This is a genomic window from Methylotenera sp. N17, from assembly GCF_000799155.1.
Classification (GTDB): domain Bacteria; phylum Pseudomonadota; class Gammaproteobacteria; order Burkholderiales; family Methylophilaceae; genus Methylophilus.
The window spans coordinates 2194681-2212304 of sequence record NZ_JUGE01000001.1 but is presented as its reverse complement, the minus strand read 5'-3'; the positions used below and the strand labels follow the sequence as shown (position 1 = coordinate 2212304).

Here is a 17624-nt window from a genome sequence, read left to right as displayed (position 1 = left end):
TTTAGCGCCCAGAATTAAAAATACGGCTGAGGGGATTGCTTTCTGTCTCGCTATCGGCACTTGGTTCACGCCGTGGTTTTTCTGTTTTTTGAGCGCCATCCAGCCTGCGTTCTTCAACTGGCGCAGCACGGCTATTGGGTTGCATCGGGTTGGTAATCATGTCCATGCTATTCGGGCGCGCGTAATCCTGTTCGGTGGTGCCTTCTAAAGATGGGATTTCGTAGCTTGCCGATGGCGGTGGATTTTCATGGTAAAAATATTCATCCACCCCTTCATCAAAGTCGCCAGCTAAGGTGCCATCGTCAGGGTTGATTTTGAGCTTGACGACGCCCTGTGGAATTTTATATTGGTAAATAGGTACGCCTTTTAAAGCAGATTCCATGTATTTAATCCAAATTGGCAAGGCCGCTTTACCGCCGGTTTCATCTCTACCCAGTGATTTAGGGCTGTCGTAACCCATCCAAGCCACAGCGACCTCTTTTGGGTTAAACCCTGCAAACCAAACATCCATTTGATTGTTGGTGGTGCCAGTCTTACCAGCAATATCGCTTCTACCCAGAACGTTGGCTTGCCTTGCAGTGCCTAGGTTAATCACGTCTTGCATCATGGAGGTCATGAGGAAGGCATTGCGTTGATCTATGACGCGGTAAGCGGAAATATGTTTGGTTGGGTCGACTGACTCAACCACGCGGCCATCGCTATCCACAATTTTACTGATTAAATACGGTTTAACCTGATAACCGCTGTTGGCAAATACCGCATAACCGGCTGCCAACTGCCATGAGGTGGTAGAACCTGCCCCCAGTGCCATGGCCAAATACGCGGGGTGATCTTTAGGATTAAATCCGAATTTTGTAATGTAGCTTTGTGCATAACGCGGACCAATTGCTTGCAATACCCGGATAGAGACCATGTTTTTAGATTTTGTCAGTGCAGTACGTAAGCGAATTGGGCCGGAATATTTGTCATCGAAGTTGTGCGGCTCCCAACTTTCACGACTGCCAACTTCTTCTGCCGAAAGTGAGAATGGCGCATCATCCACAACAGAGGCGGGTGTGAATCCTTTTTCGATGGCCGCAGAATAGACAAAAGGTTTAAAGCTTGAGCCCGGCTGACGCCATGCCTGTGTGACGTGATTAAACTTGCTTCGCGTAAAATCAAAACCGCCAATCAAAGCGTTGACCGCACCGGTTTCAGGGTTCAGCGCAATCAGCGAAGCTTCCACTTGTGGCAATTGCACCACAATCCACTCACCATTTAATTTGGTTACGCGAATAATGGCACCGACTTTCACCGCCTGTGGGGTTTCCACTTTACTCAGCAGGTGTTTCTCAATCAGTTTTAAGCCTGCACCAGTGATTTCTAGGTTATCACCGGATTTAGTCATGGCAGAAATGGATTTTTTGCTGACCTGTGTGACCAGTGCGGGCACAAAGCGATTGTATTCCTCAATCTCATCCAGTGCAGTCACTGCAAACGTTTTCAGGTCGCCATTGGTGTTGATTGCAATGGTTTTTTCTGGTCCGCGGTAACCATGTCTGAGTTCGTAATCAATGATGCCTTGCACTACCGCTGCGTTAGCTGCTTCTTGATTGGATTTTTTGATGGTGGTGTAGACCTTATAGCCGCTCTGGTAAATGTCTTCGCCGTAACGGTTGAACATGGAAATACGTACAATTTCCGCAACATAATCCGCACTTAGATTTTTGACTGATTTGGCCGGTTTGAATTTTAATTTGGTATTCATGGCTTTATCAAATTCGTTTTTCTGGATAAAGCCATAACGCAACATGTCTCGCAATACTTCGTTCTGACGTACCATTGCGCGTTTCTCATGCGTATACGGATTGTAGCGAGAAGGTGCTTTAGGCATGCCCGCCAATAGCGCCGCTTCAGCCAAATTCAGGTCTTTTAGTTGTTTACCAAAATACACCTGAGAAGCAGCAGCAAAGCCATACGAGCGCTGGCCCAAATAAATCTGATTGAGATATAGCTCAAGAATCTGATCTTTGCTGATAGTTTTCTCAATTTTGATGGCCAGCAAGGCCTCTTTGATTTTGGTGATCATGTCACGCTTGCCACCGGGTTGGCTAAAGAAGTTTTTAGCCACTTGCATGGTAATGGTACTGGCACCTTCATGGCTCACCCCCATCACGTTATTGCGGATAGCGCGGACGATGCCTTTGGTATCAATGCCGTTATGTTGATAAAAGCGGCGATCTTCAATGGCAAGTACCGCATCTTTCATGGAGGCGGGTACATTCTCAATTTTGACAAATGCGCGACGCTCTTCGCCAAACTCACCAATCAATGCGCCTTCAGCCGAGTAAATTTTAAGTGATAGCTTGGGGCGATAGTTGGTTAGGATTTCTAAAGAAGGAAGTGTCGGATAGATAATAGAAACAGCAAGAGCTGTTAATGCAGTTAACACTAGGGTGCCAACAACGACAAACAAAATTAAAAAATGCCACCACTTTTTTGGGCTCATAAACTGCTTCTTGAGTTGAAACTGTATCTAGTTCTGTAATTGTAATGCAATTTAGCAATTTTAGACTGTAGCAAATTGTTAACACTTTCACAAAAAAACCATAATTAAACTTTGCTTAGAAATAAATTGCTTTACACTGCATAATGTTGTTGTTAGGATTTAATGTAAATTATTGCAATTGTTCGTAACTAACGATAAATGAAAGGGAATTTCAATTTGAAATTCGACTTTTTTAACGATAAAACCCCTCCGCTGATTGGCGTTGATATCAGTTCATCTGCCGTCAAGATGGTTGAATTGTCCTCAAGTGCAAAAGGCGTTTATCGATTAGAAGGCTATGCTGTAGCCTCTATTGCGAAAGACGCAATTGTTGAAGGCAATATCAGTGGGTTGGAACAAGTGTCCGAATCTGTTCGACTTGCTTGGAAACTGCTGAACAGCCGAGAAAAGCGTGCTGCCTTAGCATTGCCTTCCGCCGCAGTGATTACTAAAAAAGTGCTGATGCAATCTGGGCTCCGTGAAGATGAGATGGAGTCTCAGGTGGAAGCGGAAGCCAATCAGTACATCCCATTCTCGTTAGATGAAGTCAATATTGATTTTCAAGTCATCGGTCCCGCTATCAATAGCCCGGATGAAGTTGAGGTGCTCATTGCAGCTTCCCGCAAGGAAAAAATTGAAGATCGCGTGGCTGCCGCAGAAGAAGCGGGTTTAAAAGTCATGGTGATGGATGTTGAAACTTACGCAACAGAGTCCGCTTACACCTTCATTGCAAGTCAATTGCCAAATGCCGGTAAAGATCAAACAGTGATGATTGTCGATATCGGTGCCAACATGATGCACATCAATGTCTTGCACGATAATCAGTCTGTGTATATTCGAGAACAGAATTTTGGCGGCAGTTTACTCACACAAGAAATTCAACGTCGCTTTGGCTTGTCGACAGAAGAGTCTGAGATTGCAAAACGCAAAGGTGGCTTGCCAGAGAGCTACGAAGAGGAAGTGTTAAATCCATTCGTATTATCGCTTTCTACTGAAGTGGCGCGTGCGCTGCAATTTTTTACGAGCTCTACTCAATACAACAAAGTAGACCATATTGTACTGGCGGGTGGATGTGCCTCTATTAAAGGCGCGGATGTGGCAGTACAAGACCGTACGCAAGTCAATGTGATGATTGCGAACCCGTTTCAAAAAATGGCCATGGGCAATCGTGTTAAACAACAGCAACTTGCAGTGGATGCCCCTGCCTTGTTGATTGCATGTGGGTTGGCAATGAGAGGGGTAGATTAATGGTTCGTATTAATTTATTACCACATCGCCAGGTTAAGCGTGCTGAGAAACAAAGACAATTCGGCCTGATGGCGCTGGGCACTGTGGTGCTTGCGTCTGCATTGGTATTTATGGGTTGGTCAGTTATCAATGCCAGAAAAGATGCCCAAGATGATCGCAACAGAAGATTGGATGATGCAATTGTTAAGCTAGATAGCGAGATTAAAGACATCAAAGCACTGAAAGACCAAATTAACTCCGTACTAGAGCGTAAACAAATCGTAGAAAACTTACAGACTAACCGTAGTCAGGCCGTTGTTGTGCTGGACGAAGTCGCGCGGCAGTTGCCTGAAGGTGTATTCATTCGCAGCATTAAGCAGCAAGGCAGTGCCATTGAAATTCAAGGGTCTGCCGATACCAATGCACGTGTAGCCACCTTAGTGCGTAATTTAACAGCCTCCACATGGATGGAGTCACCAAGTCTTGTTGAAATCAAGGCCGTTACAGTCAACAACTTGAAGCAAAATGAATTTACGCTGAATGTGAATTTGCGGGCACCACAAGTGGATGCCGAGAAAGATGCGCAAGCAAAAAAACAGGGGGCTAACCCATGAAGTTAGAAGATTTTAATAACATAGACCTGCAAAATGTTGGAAGCCTGCCGTTTTCAATTAAGGCGGTGTTGCTAGGTGTGCTTGGTTTGGTGCTCGTTGGGCTTGGGTATTGGTTTATGTGGAGTCCTGCGCTAGATGAGTTGGATCAGTCGGTTGAGAAAGAAAAAGAGCTAAGAACAGTTTTTCTTACAAAAAAGAGTCAAGCGATCAAAATTGACGCCTATAGACAGCAAATGGTAGAGATTGAAAAAACCTTTGGTGCATTGCTCAAACAGTTGCCAGACAAATCTGAAATGGACGGTTTGCTGACTGATGTTAACCAAGCGGGGTTGGGGCGTGGTTTGGAGTTTGAGCTATTCAAGCCAGGGCAAGAAACAGTGGCTGAATTCTATGCTGAAATGCCAATTCAAATCAAAGTCTTAGGCGGGTATCACGATTTGGGTGCATTCGCCACAGACGTATCGAAGTTACCTAGAATTGTTACTTTGAATAATTTAATTATTCAGCCAGCGAGCAAAGAAACTAAAGACGGACGCCTAGTATTAGAAGCGGTGGCGAAAACGTATCGATATTTAGATTCATCAGAAATTAGTGCAAGAAAATCTGCTGATAAAAAGGTTAGTGTGAAATGAATTCGATCATCAAATCTGTTTGCTTAGGTGGAATCTCGCTACTTCTGGTTGCTTGCAGTGGTGGTGAGGGCGATGACTTGGATCAGTTTATGGCAGATGCACCAAAAACCATGAGCACCAAAGTTGAGCCGCTACCTCAAGTGCAAGCTTATGTGCCGCTGCAGTTCAACGTGGACGGGAGTATTTCGGATCCGTTTAAGCCAAGGAAAGCGCTCAGCAAAGGGAGTTTTCAGCCTAATTTAAATCGACCGAAGCAACCGCTAGAGTCTTACCCGCTGGAAAACCTCAATTATGTTGGTTTGCTTAGTAAGACCAAATCACGCTTTGCGTTAATCAAGACACCGGATAATACGGTGCATCAAGTTGAAGTAGGTAATTATCTAGGTACGAATTTTGGACTCATTACCTCAATTACGGATACGGAAGTGTCCTTAAAAGAAATTATACAAGATGAGCTTTCTGGCGATTGGGTTGAGCGCATTTCAAGCTTAAGTTTGCAGGAATAAGGGTGAAAATATGAAACACGTAGAAAAATTAAATCGAGTATTTTTAGCATTCGTCTTGTTGATAAGTCAATCGCTATTCCATGTTGCTTTTGCGGCTGAGAGTAACTCGTTATTGACCAATGAAATTGAGAGTGTGGATTTCACTTCTTTGTCAGGTGGTAGAGTCAATATTCGAGTAGTATTGAAGTCGCCTTTAGAGTTTCCACCTCCTGGTTTTTCACTGAACAGTCCAGCGAGAATCGCCTTGGACTTTCCAAAAACGGCGAATGGGTTGAATAAGTCGAATATTGTTGCAGAGCAGGGTGCACTTAAAAGTGTGTCGCTAGCACAAGCAAAAGACCGCACACGTATGGTATTGAATTTATCTAAAAGCGTTGGGTATAACACGAGCGTTAATGGTAAAGAGGTTGTGATTAGCTTGCAAGGTAGCGAGACTGCCGCGAACAATACTGTAGCGGAGACGCGTTTTGCTGAAGGACGTAGCAGCAGTGCTGGACATGCGATTGCCAATGTGGATTTTGCACGTGGCAAAAATGGCGAGGGTCGTATCATTGTCGAGTTGTCTGACGCTAGTTCTGGGATCAACATTAAGAACAAAGGAAAAACGATTGTTGTTGATTTTGTAGATACAGATGTACCTGCAGAGCTTCAGCGTCGTTTAAACGTGATTAATTTCAATACGCCTGTGCTGTATATCGATACTATTAAGCGTGGTAAAAACGGTCAAATTATCATTGAGCCTAAAGGTGATTGGGAGCAGTCTGCTTATCAAGCTGATAAGAAATTTATTGTGGATGTCAGACCAATTATTCAAGATCCAAATAAATTAGTGCAAGGCTCTAAAGTTGGGTTCGCCGGTGAGAAGTTGTCGTTAAACTTTCAGAACATCGAAGTGCGTTCTGTATTGCAGGTAATTGCTGACTTTACTGGTAAAAATATTGTCGCAAGTGATAGCGTAACTGGCAACATCACTTTGCGATTAAAAGATGTTCCGTGGGATCAGGCACTGGATATCATCATGAAAAACAAAGGGTTGGATAAGCGTGTTTCAGGCAATGTGATTTCGATTGCTCCGGCGGATGAGCTAGCAGCTAAAGAGAAAGCAGCGCTAGAAGCAAATCAAGCCATTGAAGATTTGGAGCCGTTGCGTACAGAGGTGTTTACACTGAAGTATCAAAAAGCGGAAAATTTCAAAAAAATCTTATCTGGGGATGACTCAGGAGGTAATTCTGGCGATAAAAACAAAAGCATCTTGTCTAAACGTGGTAGCGCAGTTTGGGACCCACGTACCAATACACTATTTATTCAAGATACAGCAAGAAAGCTAGAAGAGATTCAATCTGTTATCAACAAGATTGATATTCCAGTCAAACAAGTGATGATTGAGTCACGCTTGGTGATTGCGGATGATAAGTTTGCGAAAAGTTTAGGGGCGCGTTTTGGCGTGACACAAACTGGGACACCAGGTTCTGCGACTGCAACTATTAGTGGTAGTTTGGGTAATCGATTCACACAATCCAGTGCAACGACACTTACACAAGGTACCCACAACGGTTCGATTCAAACGGCAACCGATGGCGGCAATATTTTAACCAGTTCAGATGGCTTGCCTGACTTAATGTCAAACCTACCAGTGGCGAATGCCTTCGGCAGTTTTGCTTTGAGTTTATTCAAGCTCTCAGCCAACACTTTGTTGAATTTAGAGTTGTCGGCATTGGAGTCTGATAAGCGTGGTAAAGTAGTATCCAGTCCACGTGTAACGACTGCGAATCAACAAAAAGCAAGCATTGCATCAGGTACTAAAATTCCGTACTTGCAAGCAAGTAGTAGTGGTGCGACCAATATTTCATTTATTGACGCAACGCTAAGCTTGGATGTAACGCCACAAATTACACCGGATGAGAAGATCATCATGGAGCTCGAGGTGAAAAAAGACCGTGTAGGCCAAGTATTCTTTGGTACGCCGTCTATTGATACGCAAAACGTTAAAACTAACGTATTGGTAGCGAATGGTGAAACAGCTGTACTTGGTGGTATCTACGAGCAAACTGAGCGTAATGATGTCGATAAGGTGCCGTTCTTCGGTGACCTTCCTATTGTTGGTCATGCATTCAAACGTAGAACAAAACAAGAAGACAAAACAGAATTGCTGATCTTCATCACACCTAAAATCATGGATGAAAGTCTGGGTTTAAGATAATAGGGTTTGAGATAAATACTATTCTGCGCTGACAGGAATGACAGTTTCGCTTAAAATGCCCATCAGATAACGATGGGCATTTTTTATTGTGGCAGAGATTCCTAACAACATTTTCTTTATTGGCTTGATGGGCGCAGGTAAAACTACGATAGGGAAATTAATCGCCAAGCATTTGGGTAAAACGTTTTACGATACCGACCAAGTGATTGAGCAGCGTACTGGGGTGAAAATAGCCACCATTTTTGAGCTGGAAGGCGAAGCTGGCTTCCGTAAAAGAGAAACGGCTACCATCGAGGAGCTTTCCGCACTTGATAATATTGTCATGGCCACTGGTGGTGGTGCTGTAATCGCAGCTGAAAACCGTGCGCTATTAAAACAACATGGCTATGTGATTTATCTGCGTGCAAACGTACATGAGCTGTGGATGAGAATGCGCAATGATAAGCATCGCCCACTGTTGCAAAATGTGGATGTGCGTAAGCGATTAGAGCATCTTTATCAGGCCCGCAATCCGCTGTACACAGAAACAGCCTCATTGATTATCGATACTGGCAATCAACCGGTTGCGAACATACTCAATCAAATTGAATTGGCATTAAAGAAATGACTATGCAGACATTAGAAGTGAAGCTAGGAGATAGAAGTTATCCTATCCATATTGGCAAAGGCTTGTTAGAGCAAGCGGATTTAGTATTGCCACATCTGAAGCGTAAGCAAGTTGCGATTGTGAGTAACACCACCGTGGCGCCACTCTATATGCCAACGTTGGTAAAAGCGTTAGAAACTGCTGGAGTCAATGTTATCCAAATTATTTTGCCGGACGGCGAAGCATATAAAAACACGGAGACACTGAATTTAATCTACGATGCATTATTGAAGCATCGTTGTGAGCGTAGCACCACATTGATTGCGCTAGGTGGTGGCGTCATTGGCGATTTGACTGGGTATGCCGCGGCGACTTACCTCAGAGGCGTGCCGTTTATTCAAATACCCACCACACTGCTATCACAAGTGGACTCTAGCGTAGGTGGGAAAACGGGCATTAACCATCCACTTGGCAAAAATATGATAGGGGCATTTTATCAACCTAAAGTTGTGTTGGCCGATATCAATACATTGCAGACATTGCCGCCACGCGAGTATTCAGCAGGGGTGGCCGAAGTCATTAAATATGGCCTGATTAGAGACGCAGGTTTTTTTGATTGGTTGGAGCGCAATATGCCGCAATTGATGGCGCTAGATGAGCAAGTAGTCAGCTATGCTATTTATCGCTCTTGTCAAAACAAGGCTGAAGTGGTGGCTATTGACGAGCATGAGTCTGGCGAGCGTGCACTGCTTAATTTAGGCCATACCTTTGGCCATGCCATTGAAAATGCAATGGGATACGGTGTTTGGTTACATGGTGAGGCTGTGGCTGCGGGTACGATGCTAGCGGCCGACTTGTCACAAAGATTAGCTTGGTTAAGTGAACAAGAGATAGCTAGAATTTCAGCCATATTCCAATCAGCCAATTTGCCGTTAACACCACCTAAACTCAGCCCGGAAAAGTATTTGGCCTTGATGCAGTTAGATAAAAAAGTGGCCGATGGGCAAATTAGATTGGTGCTACAACAGGGCATAGGCAAAGCAGTGATGACGGCTGATTATGATAAAGCGTTACTAAATCAAACATTAGAGGCGATTGCTGCGTGATGCTAGCCAGTTACGCAGCACATCCGGAACAATCGATCGGCCGTAAATTTAACGAGCCAGCGGCGCCTTTGATTAACGGCGCACCCATACGCAATTTATTTCAGCGCGACCGTGATCGCATCATCCATTCAACAGCCTTTAGGCGTTTAGAGTACAAAACACAAGTTTTCGTAAATCATGAGGGCGATTTGTTTAGAACGCGCCTGACGCATAGTTTAGAGGTTGCGCAATTGGCGCGCGGTATCGCCAGAACCTTACATTTACATGAAGACTTAACCGAAGGTATCGCACTAGCGCATGATCTAGGTCACACACCATTTGGGCATGCAGGCCAAGATGCTCTGAATGCATGTATGCGCTCCCATGGTGGTTTCGAGCATAATTTGCAGTCTTTGCGCGTGGTGGATATGCTGGAAAATCGCTACGCAGAGTTCGACGGTTTGAATCTAACGTTTGAATTGCGCGAGGGTATCTTAAAACACTGCTCCATCAAGAATGCACGCCTACTTGGCGATGTTGGTGAACGCTTTATTAAAAAACAAAGCCCAAGCCTGGAGGCACAAGTCACCAATTTTGCCGATGAAATCGCCTACAACAACCATGATGTAGATGACGGCTTGCGCTCACAGCTCATTACCATCGAGCAGTTAAAAGAAATTGAGTTGTTTGCAGAAAACATGGCTGTGGTGAAATCACAGTATCCGAATATCGAATTGAAACGTTTAATTCCTGAAACTATCCGCAGGATGATCAATCAGCTCGTGATTGATTTGTGCGAAACCACATTGGAAAATATTCAGCAACTGAAACCACAAACGATTGAAGATATTCGTCATGCGCCCTACTTGGTTGCGTTTAGTGAGGCAACCGCTAAAAAAAATCAGGCACTCAAACAGTTTTTGCGCAAAAATCTATACCACCATTACAAAGTTAACCGCATGAGCGCAAAAGCAGAGCGCATTATTCAAGAGTTGTTTCACGCGTTTATGCAAAATGTAGAACTGATGCCCGATGAGCACCAAGCGGCTGCAAAAGCAGATCAGCCAAGAGCAGTGGCTGACTATATTGCCGGTATGACTGATCGTTTTGCCATTCGCGAGCATCGCCGTTTATTTGCGGTGGAAGAATATTTCTAGTTTAAGCTACATTTTTGCAGCATTAGTGTTGCACAATTGCAACAAAGTACTTTAATTGTAACAAAAAGCGACAAATCGCTTGCCCCGCAAACCTAGCCTTTGGCATACTTTCATCACCTTCCTTAAGAACAAATACATTTGTTTGTGGAGTGAGTTCGCGAACTTTCTTGTTTTTTAGCGATTGATAAAAAAAGCTATAAAGATGAGGGTGATTTTAGTAGCAATACTTTTAGTAACAATATTTTGGAGATTCAAATGAAAACTAAATTAAGTTTAGCAGTTGCTTCAGCTTTATTAGCTGCCGCTTCAAGCGCAAACGCTGGTATCACAATTCCAGCTGGCGATTGGACATTGGACATTGGCGGCGTAGTTAACGCTTACTACACACACACAAGAACAAGCGGTGATAACGTTTCAGTAATCGGTGGTGTAACTGATACAGCATCAGGTGATGATTCACAATCAAACATCACTACTGGTTTGTTACCTAACTACTTATCAGTATCTGGTAAAACACGTCAAAACGACTTAGATGTTGGTTTCACTATCAGCATTAACCCAGGTGCATCTACAACTCAATCTGGTATTCAAAATAGCCCGAACAACCAAGAAAATCGTCAAGCATTCTTGACATTTGGTGATGCTTCATGGGGTTCTATCAAACTAGGTAAAGATTTAGGCATTTTCGCTTCTGATGCTATCTTGAATGACATGACATTATTAGGTGTTGGTTCTGCTGCTGGTGGTTTAGCTGGTAATACAACAACTTTAGGTCGTATCGGTACAGGTTTCATCTATGCTGATTGGAAATCACAAATTGCTTACACATCACCAAACTGGAATGGTTTCAGCTTCACAGCTGGCGTTACTCAAGGTTGGAATGCTCAAGAAGCATTAGATACAGCTGTTGGTGCTGGTATCTCTCAAGGTTCACAAAGCCGTTCAGGTTCTACTCCAGCTTTCGAAGCTAAAGCTAGCTACGAGTGGACAGGTGATGTTGCTGGTAAAGTATGGGTTTCTGGTATTACACAAAAAGTTAAAGATTTAACAGATTTTGTTAATGGTGGTGCTTTAACTGATGACCGTGCGACTGGTTTTGACATTGGCGCAACAGTAAATGTTGCTGGCTTTGGTTTGACAGGTTACTACGGTAATGGTGATGGCTTAGGTACAATCATTCAATTACGCGATGGTTTCGATGCTTCAGGTAAATCACGTGACTCAGATGACTGGTATGTGCAAGGTACTTACACAATTCCAGGCGCAGGTACTAAATTAGGTGTTGCATATGGTAAATCTACATTAGATGGTAACAGCGCAGCTACTGATTACTTGGATGACTGGAAACACAGTATGTGGACAGTTGGTGTTTATCACCCACTTACAAAGCATCTTAATTTAGTTGCTGAGTACTCATCTGCTAAAGATGAAGTTAACTTCAATAGCAGCGTTCCAGCTGGTAGCGATGTTGATGGTAAATCAAAAACTGTTTCATTGGGCGCAATCTTATTCTTCTAATTTAATGCAGGCTTAGCCTGCTTGAGTTAATAAGCAATAAACTAAAAACGGCAACTTCGGTTGCCGTTTTTGTTATTATGTGGATAGTAATCCTCAACTAATAGACTAATCAATTAACATCATTATTTGTATGAATTTATATCCAGTTACCATAGTAGAAAACTTTTACAACAATCCGGATAGTGTGAGAACATTTGCACTGAATCAGAAATATCAGTTTAGACATCAAATTAAGAATGCTAACTATGTATTTCCTGGATGTAGAACCAAAGACATATCACTGATTAACAAACCATTGTTTGAAAGTGTAAGCAAAAAAATCATTTCCTTGTTTCATAATGTCGAACATGATTATATGCGTTGGTCTATTACAACAAGCTTCCAGAGTGTGTCGGAAGATTATGGGCGTGGGGTAATTCATACGGATCACAATACCGTATTTGCAGCGGTGCTCTATTTAGCACCAAATGCACCATTGCAATCAGGCACTTCGCTGTTTAAACCTAATGCCAACTTTGATGAAGAAAAATATCAATGGTGCTTGAAGGAAAATGACAAGCGCTTTGATGAGGGTAAGCTAGTGATGGATACAAGTTATCACAGTATGTTTGACGAGATTGTACGCGTGAATAATGTATACAATACGTTAATATTGTATGAGGGTAGACATTATCACGCGGCTAACGAGTTTTTTGGTAAAACCCTAAAGGACTCAAGGCTAGCGCAGGTGTTTTTTGTTAGCAAGATAGATGCGCAAAAATACAGCTCGTTTCCATTAAAAAGAGCACAAGCGATTCAGATATAGCAGCCACTGCACTATACGTGGCTTTACTCATCAATACCTAATTCCTGAATTTTTCTCGTCAGTGTATTTCGCCCCATACCTAATTGATTGGCAGCCTCGATACGTCTGCCATCCGTGTGTTGTAGGGCCTTGGTAATCATGGTCCGCTCAAATTCTTTGGTTTTGGTATCCAAAATATTGGTTTCACCACGATTCAGCGCATCCATGACTTCTTTGGCCAAAGACTCTTGCCAAGAGCCTGAGCTGGATGGCTTGGCCGACTCTTCTTTCAATTCCGGCGGTAAGTCAGCTACATCTACGTTTTGACCAGGTGCCATGACGGTGAGCCAATGACACACGTTCTCTAATTGTCGAACGTTACCGCTCCAATTGACTGAGGTGAGGTAACGCAAGGCGGCTTGAGAGAGTTGCTTAGGTTCAACACCTAGTTGTTTGGCGCTATGCGCTAAAAAATGTTTTGTGAGTAACGGGATATCTTCTCTGCGCTCTCTTAACGGAGGCAGGCGTAAGCGAATGACGTTTAAACGATGAAATAAGTCTTCACGGAATAGCCCTAACTTCACGCGTTCCTCTAAGTCTTGGTGGGTGGCGGCAATGACACGGACATTCACCTTTAGTGGTTGGTGACCGCCTACGCGATAAAACTGGCCATCACTTAACACGCGCAACAGGCGCGTTTGTAAGTCTGCTGGCATATCACCAATCTCATCTAAGAACAGCGTACCGTTATCGGCTTGCTCAAAGCGACCACGTCTTGCAGCGGCAGCCCCAGTAAATGCGCCACGCTCATGGCCAAATAATTCAGACTCTAGTAAATCTTTTGGAATGGCAGCTGTGTTGATGGCAATGAATGGTTTGTCAGCGCGTGGGCTGTGTTTATGTAATGCACTGGCAACGAGCTCCTTACCGCTGCCTGATTCACCATTGATCAATACTGTTGAGTGTGAGCGACTGAGTCTGCCAATGGCGCGAAACACTTCTTGCATGGCGGGTGCTTGGCCAATGATTTCCGGGGTTTCTTCAATCACCACATTGTCTACGGCCTGACGCATGCTTTCGTCTACTGCACGTTTGATGATGTCGATGGCTTGGTCTACATCGAATGGCTTAGCTAAATACTCAAATGCACCACCTTGAAAAGCCGCCACTGCACTTTCTAGATCGGAATATGCGGTCATGATGATGACAGGGATGTCTGGAAATTTTTGTTTAATCTCAGAGAGAAAATCTAGCCCAGAACCATTGGGCATGCGAATATCGCTGACTACTACTTGTGGTTGCTCTCGATGCAATGCATTGAGAGCTTCAGCCGTGGATGAGAAGGTCTTAAACTCTAAATCCGTGCGTGCTAATGCTTTTTCAAACACCCAGCGGATTGATTTGTCGTCGTCTAATATCCAAATAGGTTTCATACTTCTCTCGATGTTAATTCAAAAATATTCTTAATATTATGTATGTAAAATTACTGTGTAATGACCGCATGTTTAAGTAAGGTGCTTTCAATGGGCAGCAATATAGTAAAGCATGTTTTCCCTGGCTGGCTCTCACAATCTATCATGCCATGATGTTGCGTAATAAACGTTTGCGCAAGTGCCAACCCTAATCCAGTGCCACCCTCTCGGCCAGAAACCAGTGGGTAAAATATTTTCTCTCGAATATCGACAGGAATACCAGGGCCATTATCAATAATTTGTAGCTTGATAGCGACACGGTAACGTTTTCTAGCTAGAGTAACTTGGCGCTCGGAACGTGTTCTTAATATAATTTTTGCACTGTCGGTACCTTTTGATTGCATAGCTTGTACTGCATTACGCGCAATGTTCAAGACCGCTTGGATAAGCTTCTCTCTATCACCTATTAACTCTGGTAGGCTGGTGTCGTAGTCGCGCTGTACGATAATGTTGTGAGGCGATTCAGCCAATAGCAGGCTTCTAACACGCTCAAGTACTTCATGGATATTGGTGGGCTCGTACTTCGGTACACGGTGCGGTGCCAACAGGCGATCCATCAGGCTGTGCAACCTATCAGCTTCTTTGATAATGACTTGGGTATATTCTCTTAAATTAATCTGAGGGAGCTCATGCTCTAGCAATTGCGCTGCCCCGCGCAGCCCGCCTAATGGGTTGCGAATTTCATGCGCTAAATTCCTCAATAATTCTGAGTTTGCCTGTTGTTGAATGAGCATGCGTTCTTCTCTGGCAATCCGCAATTGCTGATCCATTTGTTGAAACTCTAAAATGAGTGTGACATTCTCAAACATGATTGGCGTCACTGTACAGGTCACAGCAAATGAATGCTGGCGTACTGTAGTGAGCGCAAATTCGTGTTCGCGGTAAGGGCTGTTGGTGGTGAGCGCATTGTCTACGGCCAGTTGCAATATTTCGCAGTTTAAAAAGACCTCGGAAATATGGTTGCCGGAAATCTGATTGGCGCTTAACGCAAATAGTATCTCTGCGCTTGGGTTGGTATAAAGCACCTTGAGCGATGAGTCGAGTAGCATCACTGCAGTCGCAAGATGCTCTAAGCCAGAAAAATTTGAGGGTGTATGCTGAACCATAAACTTAATAAAACATAGCAATCAATAGTGTTGTTGCTTGTAATAAAGCAAAAGGTAAGCCAGCTTTAATCTTATAGAAAAAGCATGGTTCGGCGATTAATTAATTTGGTTCAACTCTTTGGTCAGCAGCTCAATATTGCGTTGGTGTGCATCTACCTCGGCTTGAAGGCCCTTCATTTTCTCTTCAAACTTCGGTACGTTGCGGAAGGTAGATGTGGTGCCATTGGCGTTCTTGACTTGATAGACCTCTGGGTTTGATTGACCTTCAGCATAGGCTTGCTTAGCGCGCTCAAGTGCTTGTTTTTCAGACTCTAATTCAGATTTTAGAATGTCTTTACGTTTGGCATCACGCTGGTTTTGTGTGTTGGAATCTACTTTTGGAAAGTTGCTAGGTGTGCCAGATTTAGACTCATCGGAAGACTTGGCGTTAGGCTTTGCAGTATTGCCAAAACTGGTATCAGCCGGCTCCAAATCTAGTTTTTTGGCGCCTTTGATTTTGACGTTTGAATAAGTGATTCGCCCATCAGCATCTACATGCTTGTATATTTCTGCATGTGCCACCGCGCAGATGAGGGTAGAAACTACAATGCTTACAAATGTAAATTGTTTATTCATACCAATAGTTTAGATGAGAGTCTTATAGTTAGCAACGAGGTATTATAGATTTGGTTGACGGGGATGTATATATAAAAAAATAGGGCAGCCTAAGCTGCCCTATTTTAGTGCGTTGCTAAACGGTGATTAGCAAGACTATGTTGAAATTAGCAAGAGTAGTACAAGCCAAATTCAACTGGGTGTGGAGTTTGACGTAGTTTGGTCACTTCTTCCATTTTTAGACCAATGTAAGCATCAATCCAGTCATCCGTAAATACACCACCACGCGTCAAGAACTCACGGTCTTTGTCCAAATACTCCAACGCTTGTTCCAATGAAGAACAGACGGTTGGGATTTTTGCATCTTCTTCTGGAGGAAGATGGTACAAGTCTTTAGTTGCTGGCTCACCTGGGTGAATTTTGTTTTGTACGCCATCCAAACCCGCCATTAACAAGGCAGAGAATGCCAAGTACGGGTTAGCAATTGGATCTGGGAAACGCGCTTCAACACGGCGTGCTTTGTCTGAATGTACAAATGGAATACGGATAGAAGCAGAACGGTTTTTAGCCGAGTAAGCTAATTTCACTGGCGCTTCGTAATGTGGCACTAAGCGTTTGTATGAGTTAGTACCTGGGTTGGTAATCGCGTTCAATGCACGTGCGTGCTTGATGATGCCGCCAATGTAGTACAAAGCGAAATCGCTTAAGCCAGCGTAGCCGCTACCAGCAAACAGATTTTTGCCATCTTTCCATACGGATTGGTGAACGTGCATACCCGAACCGTTATCGCCAAACATTGGTTTAGGCATAAAAGTCGCTGTTTTGCCGTAGGCGTGTGCCGTATTTAATACTACGTATTTTAAGATTTGCGTCCAGTCAGCACGTTGTGTCAATGTGCTGAATTTAGTACCGATTTCACATTGACCAGCAGTAGCAACTTCATGGTGGTGCACTTCAACAGGCACGCCCATTTGCTCTAAAGTCATCACCATCGCAGAACGGATGTCATGTAATGAATCGACTGGAGGCACTGGGAAGTAACCGCCTTTTACTGCTGGACGGTGACCCGTGTTGCCGCCTTCGAATTTCTCTGAAGATGACCATGCTGCCTCTTCTGAGTTGATTTTGACTGAACTACCGCTCATGTCTACAGACCAGTTGATAGAGTCGAAAATGAAGAATTCTGGCTCTGGACCAAAGTAAGCAGTGTCGCCCAAGCCGCTTGATTTTAAGTAAGCTTCAGCACGTTTGGCCAAGCTACGTGGATCACGGTCGTAGCCTTTACCATCGGTAGGGTCTACAACGTCACAGGTTAAAATTAATGTTGGCTCGTCCATGAATGGATCGATGTTTGCTGTTGATGCATCAGGCATCAATTGCATGTCAGAGGCTTGAATACCTTTCCAACCGGCGATTGAAGAGCCGTCAAACGCGTGACCTTCAGTAAATTTTGATTCGTCAAAAGCTGAAACAGGCACAGTGACGTGCTGTTCTTTACCACGCGTATCGGTAAAACGAAAATCAACAAATTTAATGTCGTTTTCTTTTACCATTTTCATTACATTTGCAACAGACATTACCTTCTCCTAATGTGAGTGTGTATTGATGATGGAATT

Annotated in this window: 15 protein-coding genes; 10 read left to right on the top strand and 5 right to left on the bottom strand. The window is 43.7% G+C overall.

Annotated features, from left to right (window positions below):
• Window position 1: 1 nt before the first annotated feature.
• A complete protein-coding gene (locus FG11_RS10525) occupies window positions 2-2488 on the bottom strand; it encodes a penicillin-binding protein 1A (RefSeq protein ID WP_047534922.1) in 2487 nt (828 codons plus the stop codon).
• A gap of 216 nt (window positions 2489-2704) precedes the next feature.
• Between FG11_RS10525 and FG11_RS10520 the strand changes: the two genes are divergently transcribed.
• From FG11_RS10520 to FG11_RS10475, 10 genes are all read left to right on the top strand, one after another.
• Window positions 2705-3775 (top strand): pilus assembly protein PilM, encoded by a 1071-nt coding sequence (locus FG11_RS10520; protein WP_047536115.1) that lies wholly within the window; start codon window positions 2705-2707, stop codon window positions 3773-3775.
• Entirely contained in the window at window positions 3775-4368 is a 594-nt protein-coding gene (locus tag FG11_RS10515) for a PilN domain-containing protein (RefSeq protein WP_020183035.1), read from the top strand. Before FG11_RS10520 ends, FG11_RS10515 begins: the two co-directional genes overlap by 1 nt.
• Complete coding sequence (locus FG11_RS10510; RefSeq protein ID WP_020183034.1) at window positions 4365-5000, top strand: type 4a pilus biogenesis protein PilO; 636 nt, start codon at window positions 4365-4367, stop codon at window positions 4998-5000. The genes FG11_RS10515 and FG11_RS10510 overlap by 4 nt, the downstream gene beginning before the upstream one ends.
• The gene (locus FG11_RS10505) at window positions 4997-5506 is read left to right on the top strand and encodes a pilus assembly protein PilP (protein ID WP_020183033.1); all 510 of its coding nucleotides are present in this window, start codon (window positions 4997-4999) and stop codon (window positions 5504-5506) included. Before FG11_RS10510 ends, FG11_RS10505 begins: the two co-directional genes overlap by 4 nt.
• 10 nt (window positions 5507-5516) lie before the next feature.
• A complete protein-coding gene (gene pilQ / locus FG11_RS10500; RefSeq protein WP_047534919.1) occupies window positions 5517-7706 on the top strand; it encodes a type IV pilus secretin PilQ in 2190 nt (729 codons plus the stop codon).
• 85 nt (window positions 7707-7791) lie between these two features.
• Window positions 7792-8313, top strand: a complete 522-nt coding sequence (locus FG11_RS10495; protein WP_025225017.1) for a shikimate kinase — start codon at window positions 7792-7794, stop codon at window positions 8311-8313.
• Between the two features lie 2 nt (window positions 8314-8315).
• The gene (gene aroB / locus FG11_RS10490; RefSeq protein ID WP_047534917.1) at window positions 8316-9398 is read left to right on the top strand and encodes a 3-dehydroquinate synthase; all 1083 of its coding nucleotides are present in this window, start codon (window positions 8316-8318) and stop codon (window positions 9396-9398) included.
• Window positions 9398-10534 (top strand): deoxyguanosinetriphosphate triphosphohydrolase, encoded by a 1137-nt coding sequence (locus tag FG11_RS10485; RefSeq protein ID WP_047534914.1) that lies wholly within the window; start codon window positions 9398-9400, stop codon window positions 10532-10534. The genes aroB and FG11_RS10485 overlap by 1 nt, the downstream gene beginning before the upstream one ends.
• A gap of 255 nt (window positions 10535-10789) precedes the next feature.
• Entirely contained in the window at window positions 10790-12052 is a 1263-nt protein-coding gene (locus FG11_RS10480; RefSeq protein ID WP_047534912.1) for a porin, read from the top strand.
• Between the two features lie 130 nt (window positions 12053-12182).
• Window positions 12183-12857 carry a DUF6445 family protein gene (locus FG11_RS10475; RefSeq protein ID WP_047534909.1) on the top strand — a complete coding sequence of 225 codons (675 nt, stop codon included), beginning with the start codon at window positions 12183-12185 and terminating at the stop codon, window positions 12855-12857.
• Between the two features lie 23 nt (window positions 12858-12880).
• Here FG11_RS10475 and ntrC read toward each other — a convergent pair whose 3' ends face one another.
• From ntrC to glnA, 4 genes are all read right to left on the bottom strand, one after another.
• Entirely contained in the window at window positions 12881-14269 is a 1389-nt protein-coding gene (gene ntrC / locus FG11_RS10470; protein WP_025225011.1) for a nitrogen regulation protein NR(I), read from the bottom strand.
• A 50-nt stretch (window positions 14270-14319) separates the two neighbouring features.
• On the bottom strand, window positions 14320-15414 hold the full coding sequence (gene glnL, locus FG11_RS10465; RefSeq protein WP_020183025.1) for a nitrogen regulation protein NR(II): 1095 nt from the start codon (window positions 15412-15414) through the stop codon (window positions 14320-14322).
• 96 nt (window positions 15415-15510) lie between these two features.
• Window positions 15511-16029 (bottom strand): DUF4124 domain-containing protein, encoded by a 519-nt coding sequence (locus tag FG11_RS10460; RefSeq protein WP_020183024.1) that lies wholly within the window; start codon window positions 16027-16029, stop codon window positions 15511-15513.
• Between the two features lie 146 nt (window positions 16030-16175).
• Complete coding sequence (gene glnA, locus FG11_RS10455) at window positions 16176-17585, bottom strand: type I glutamate--ammonia ligase (RefSeq protein WP_020183023.1); 1410 nt, start codon at window positions 17583-17585, stop codon at window positions 16176-16178.
• Window positions 17586-17624 lie beyond the last annotated feature (39 nt).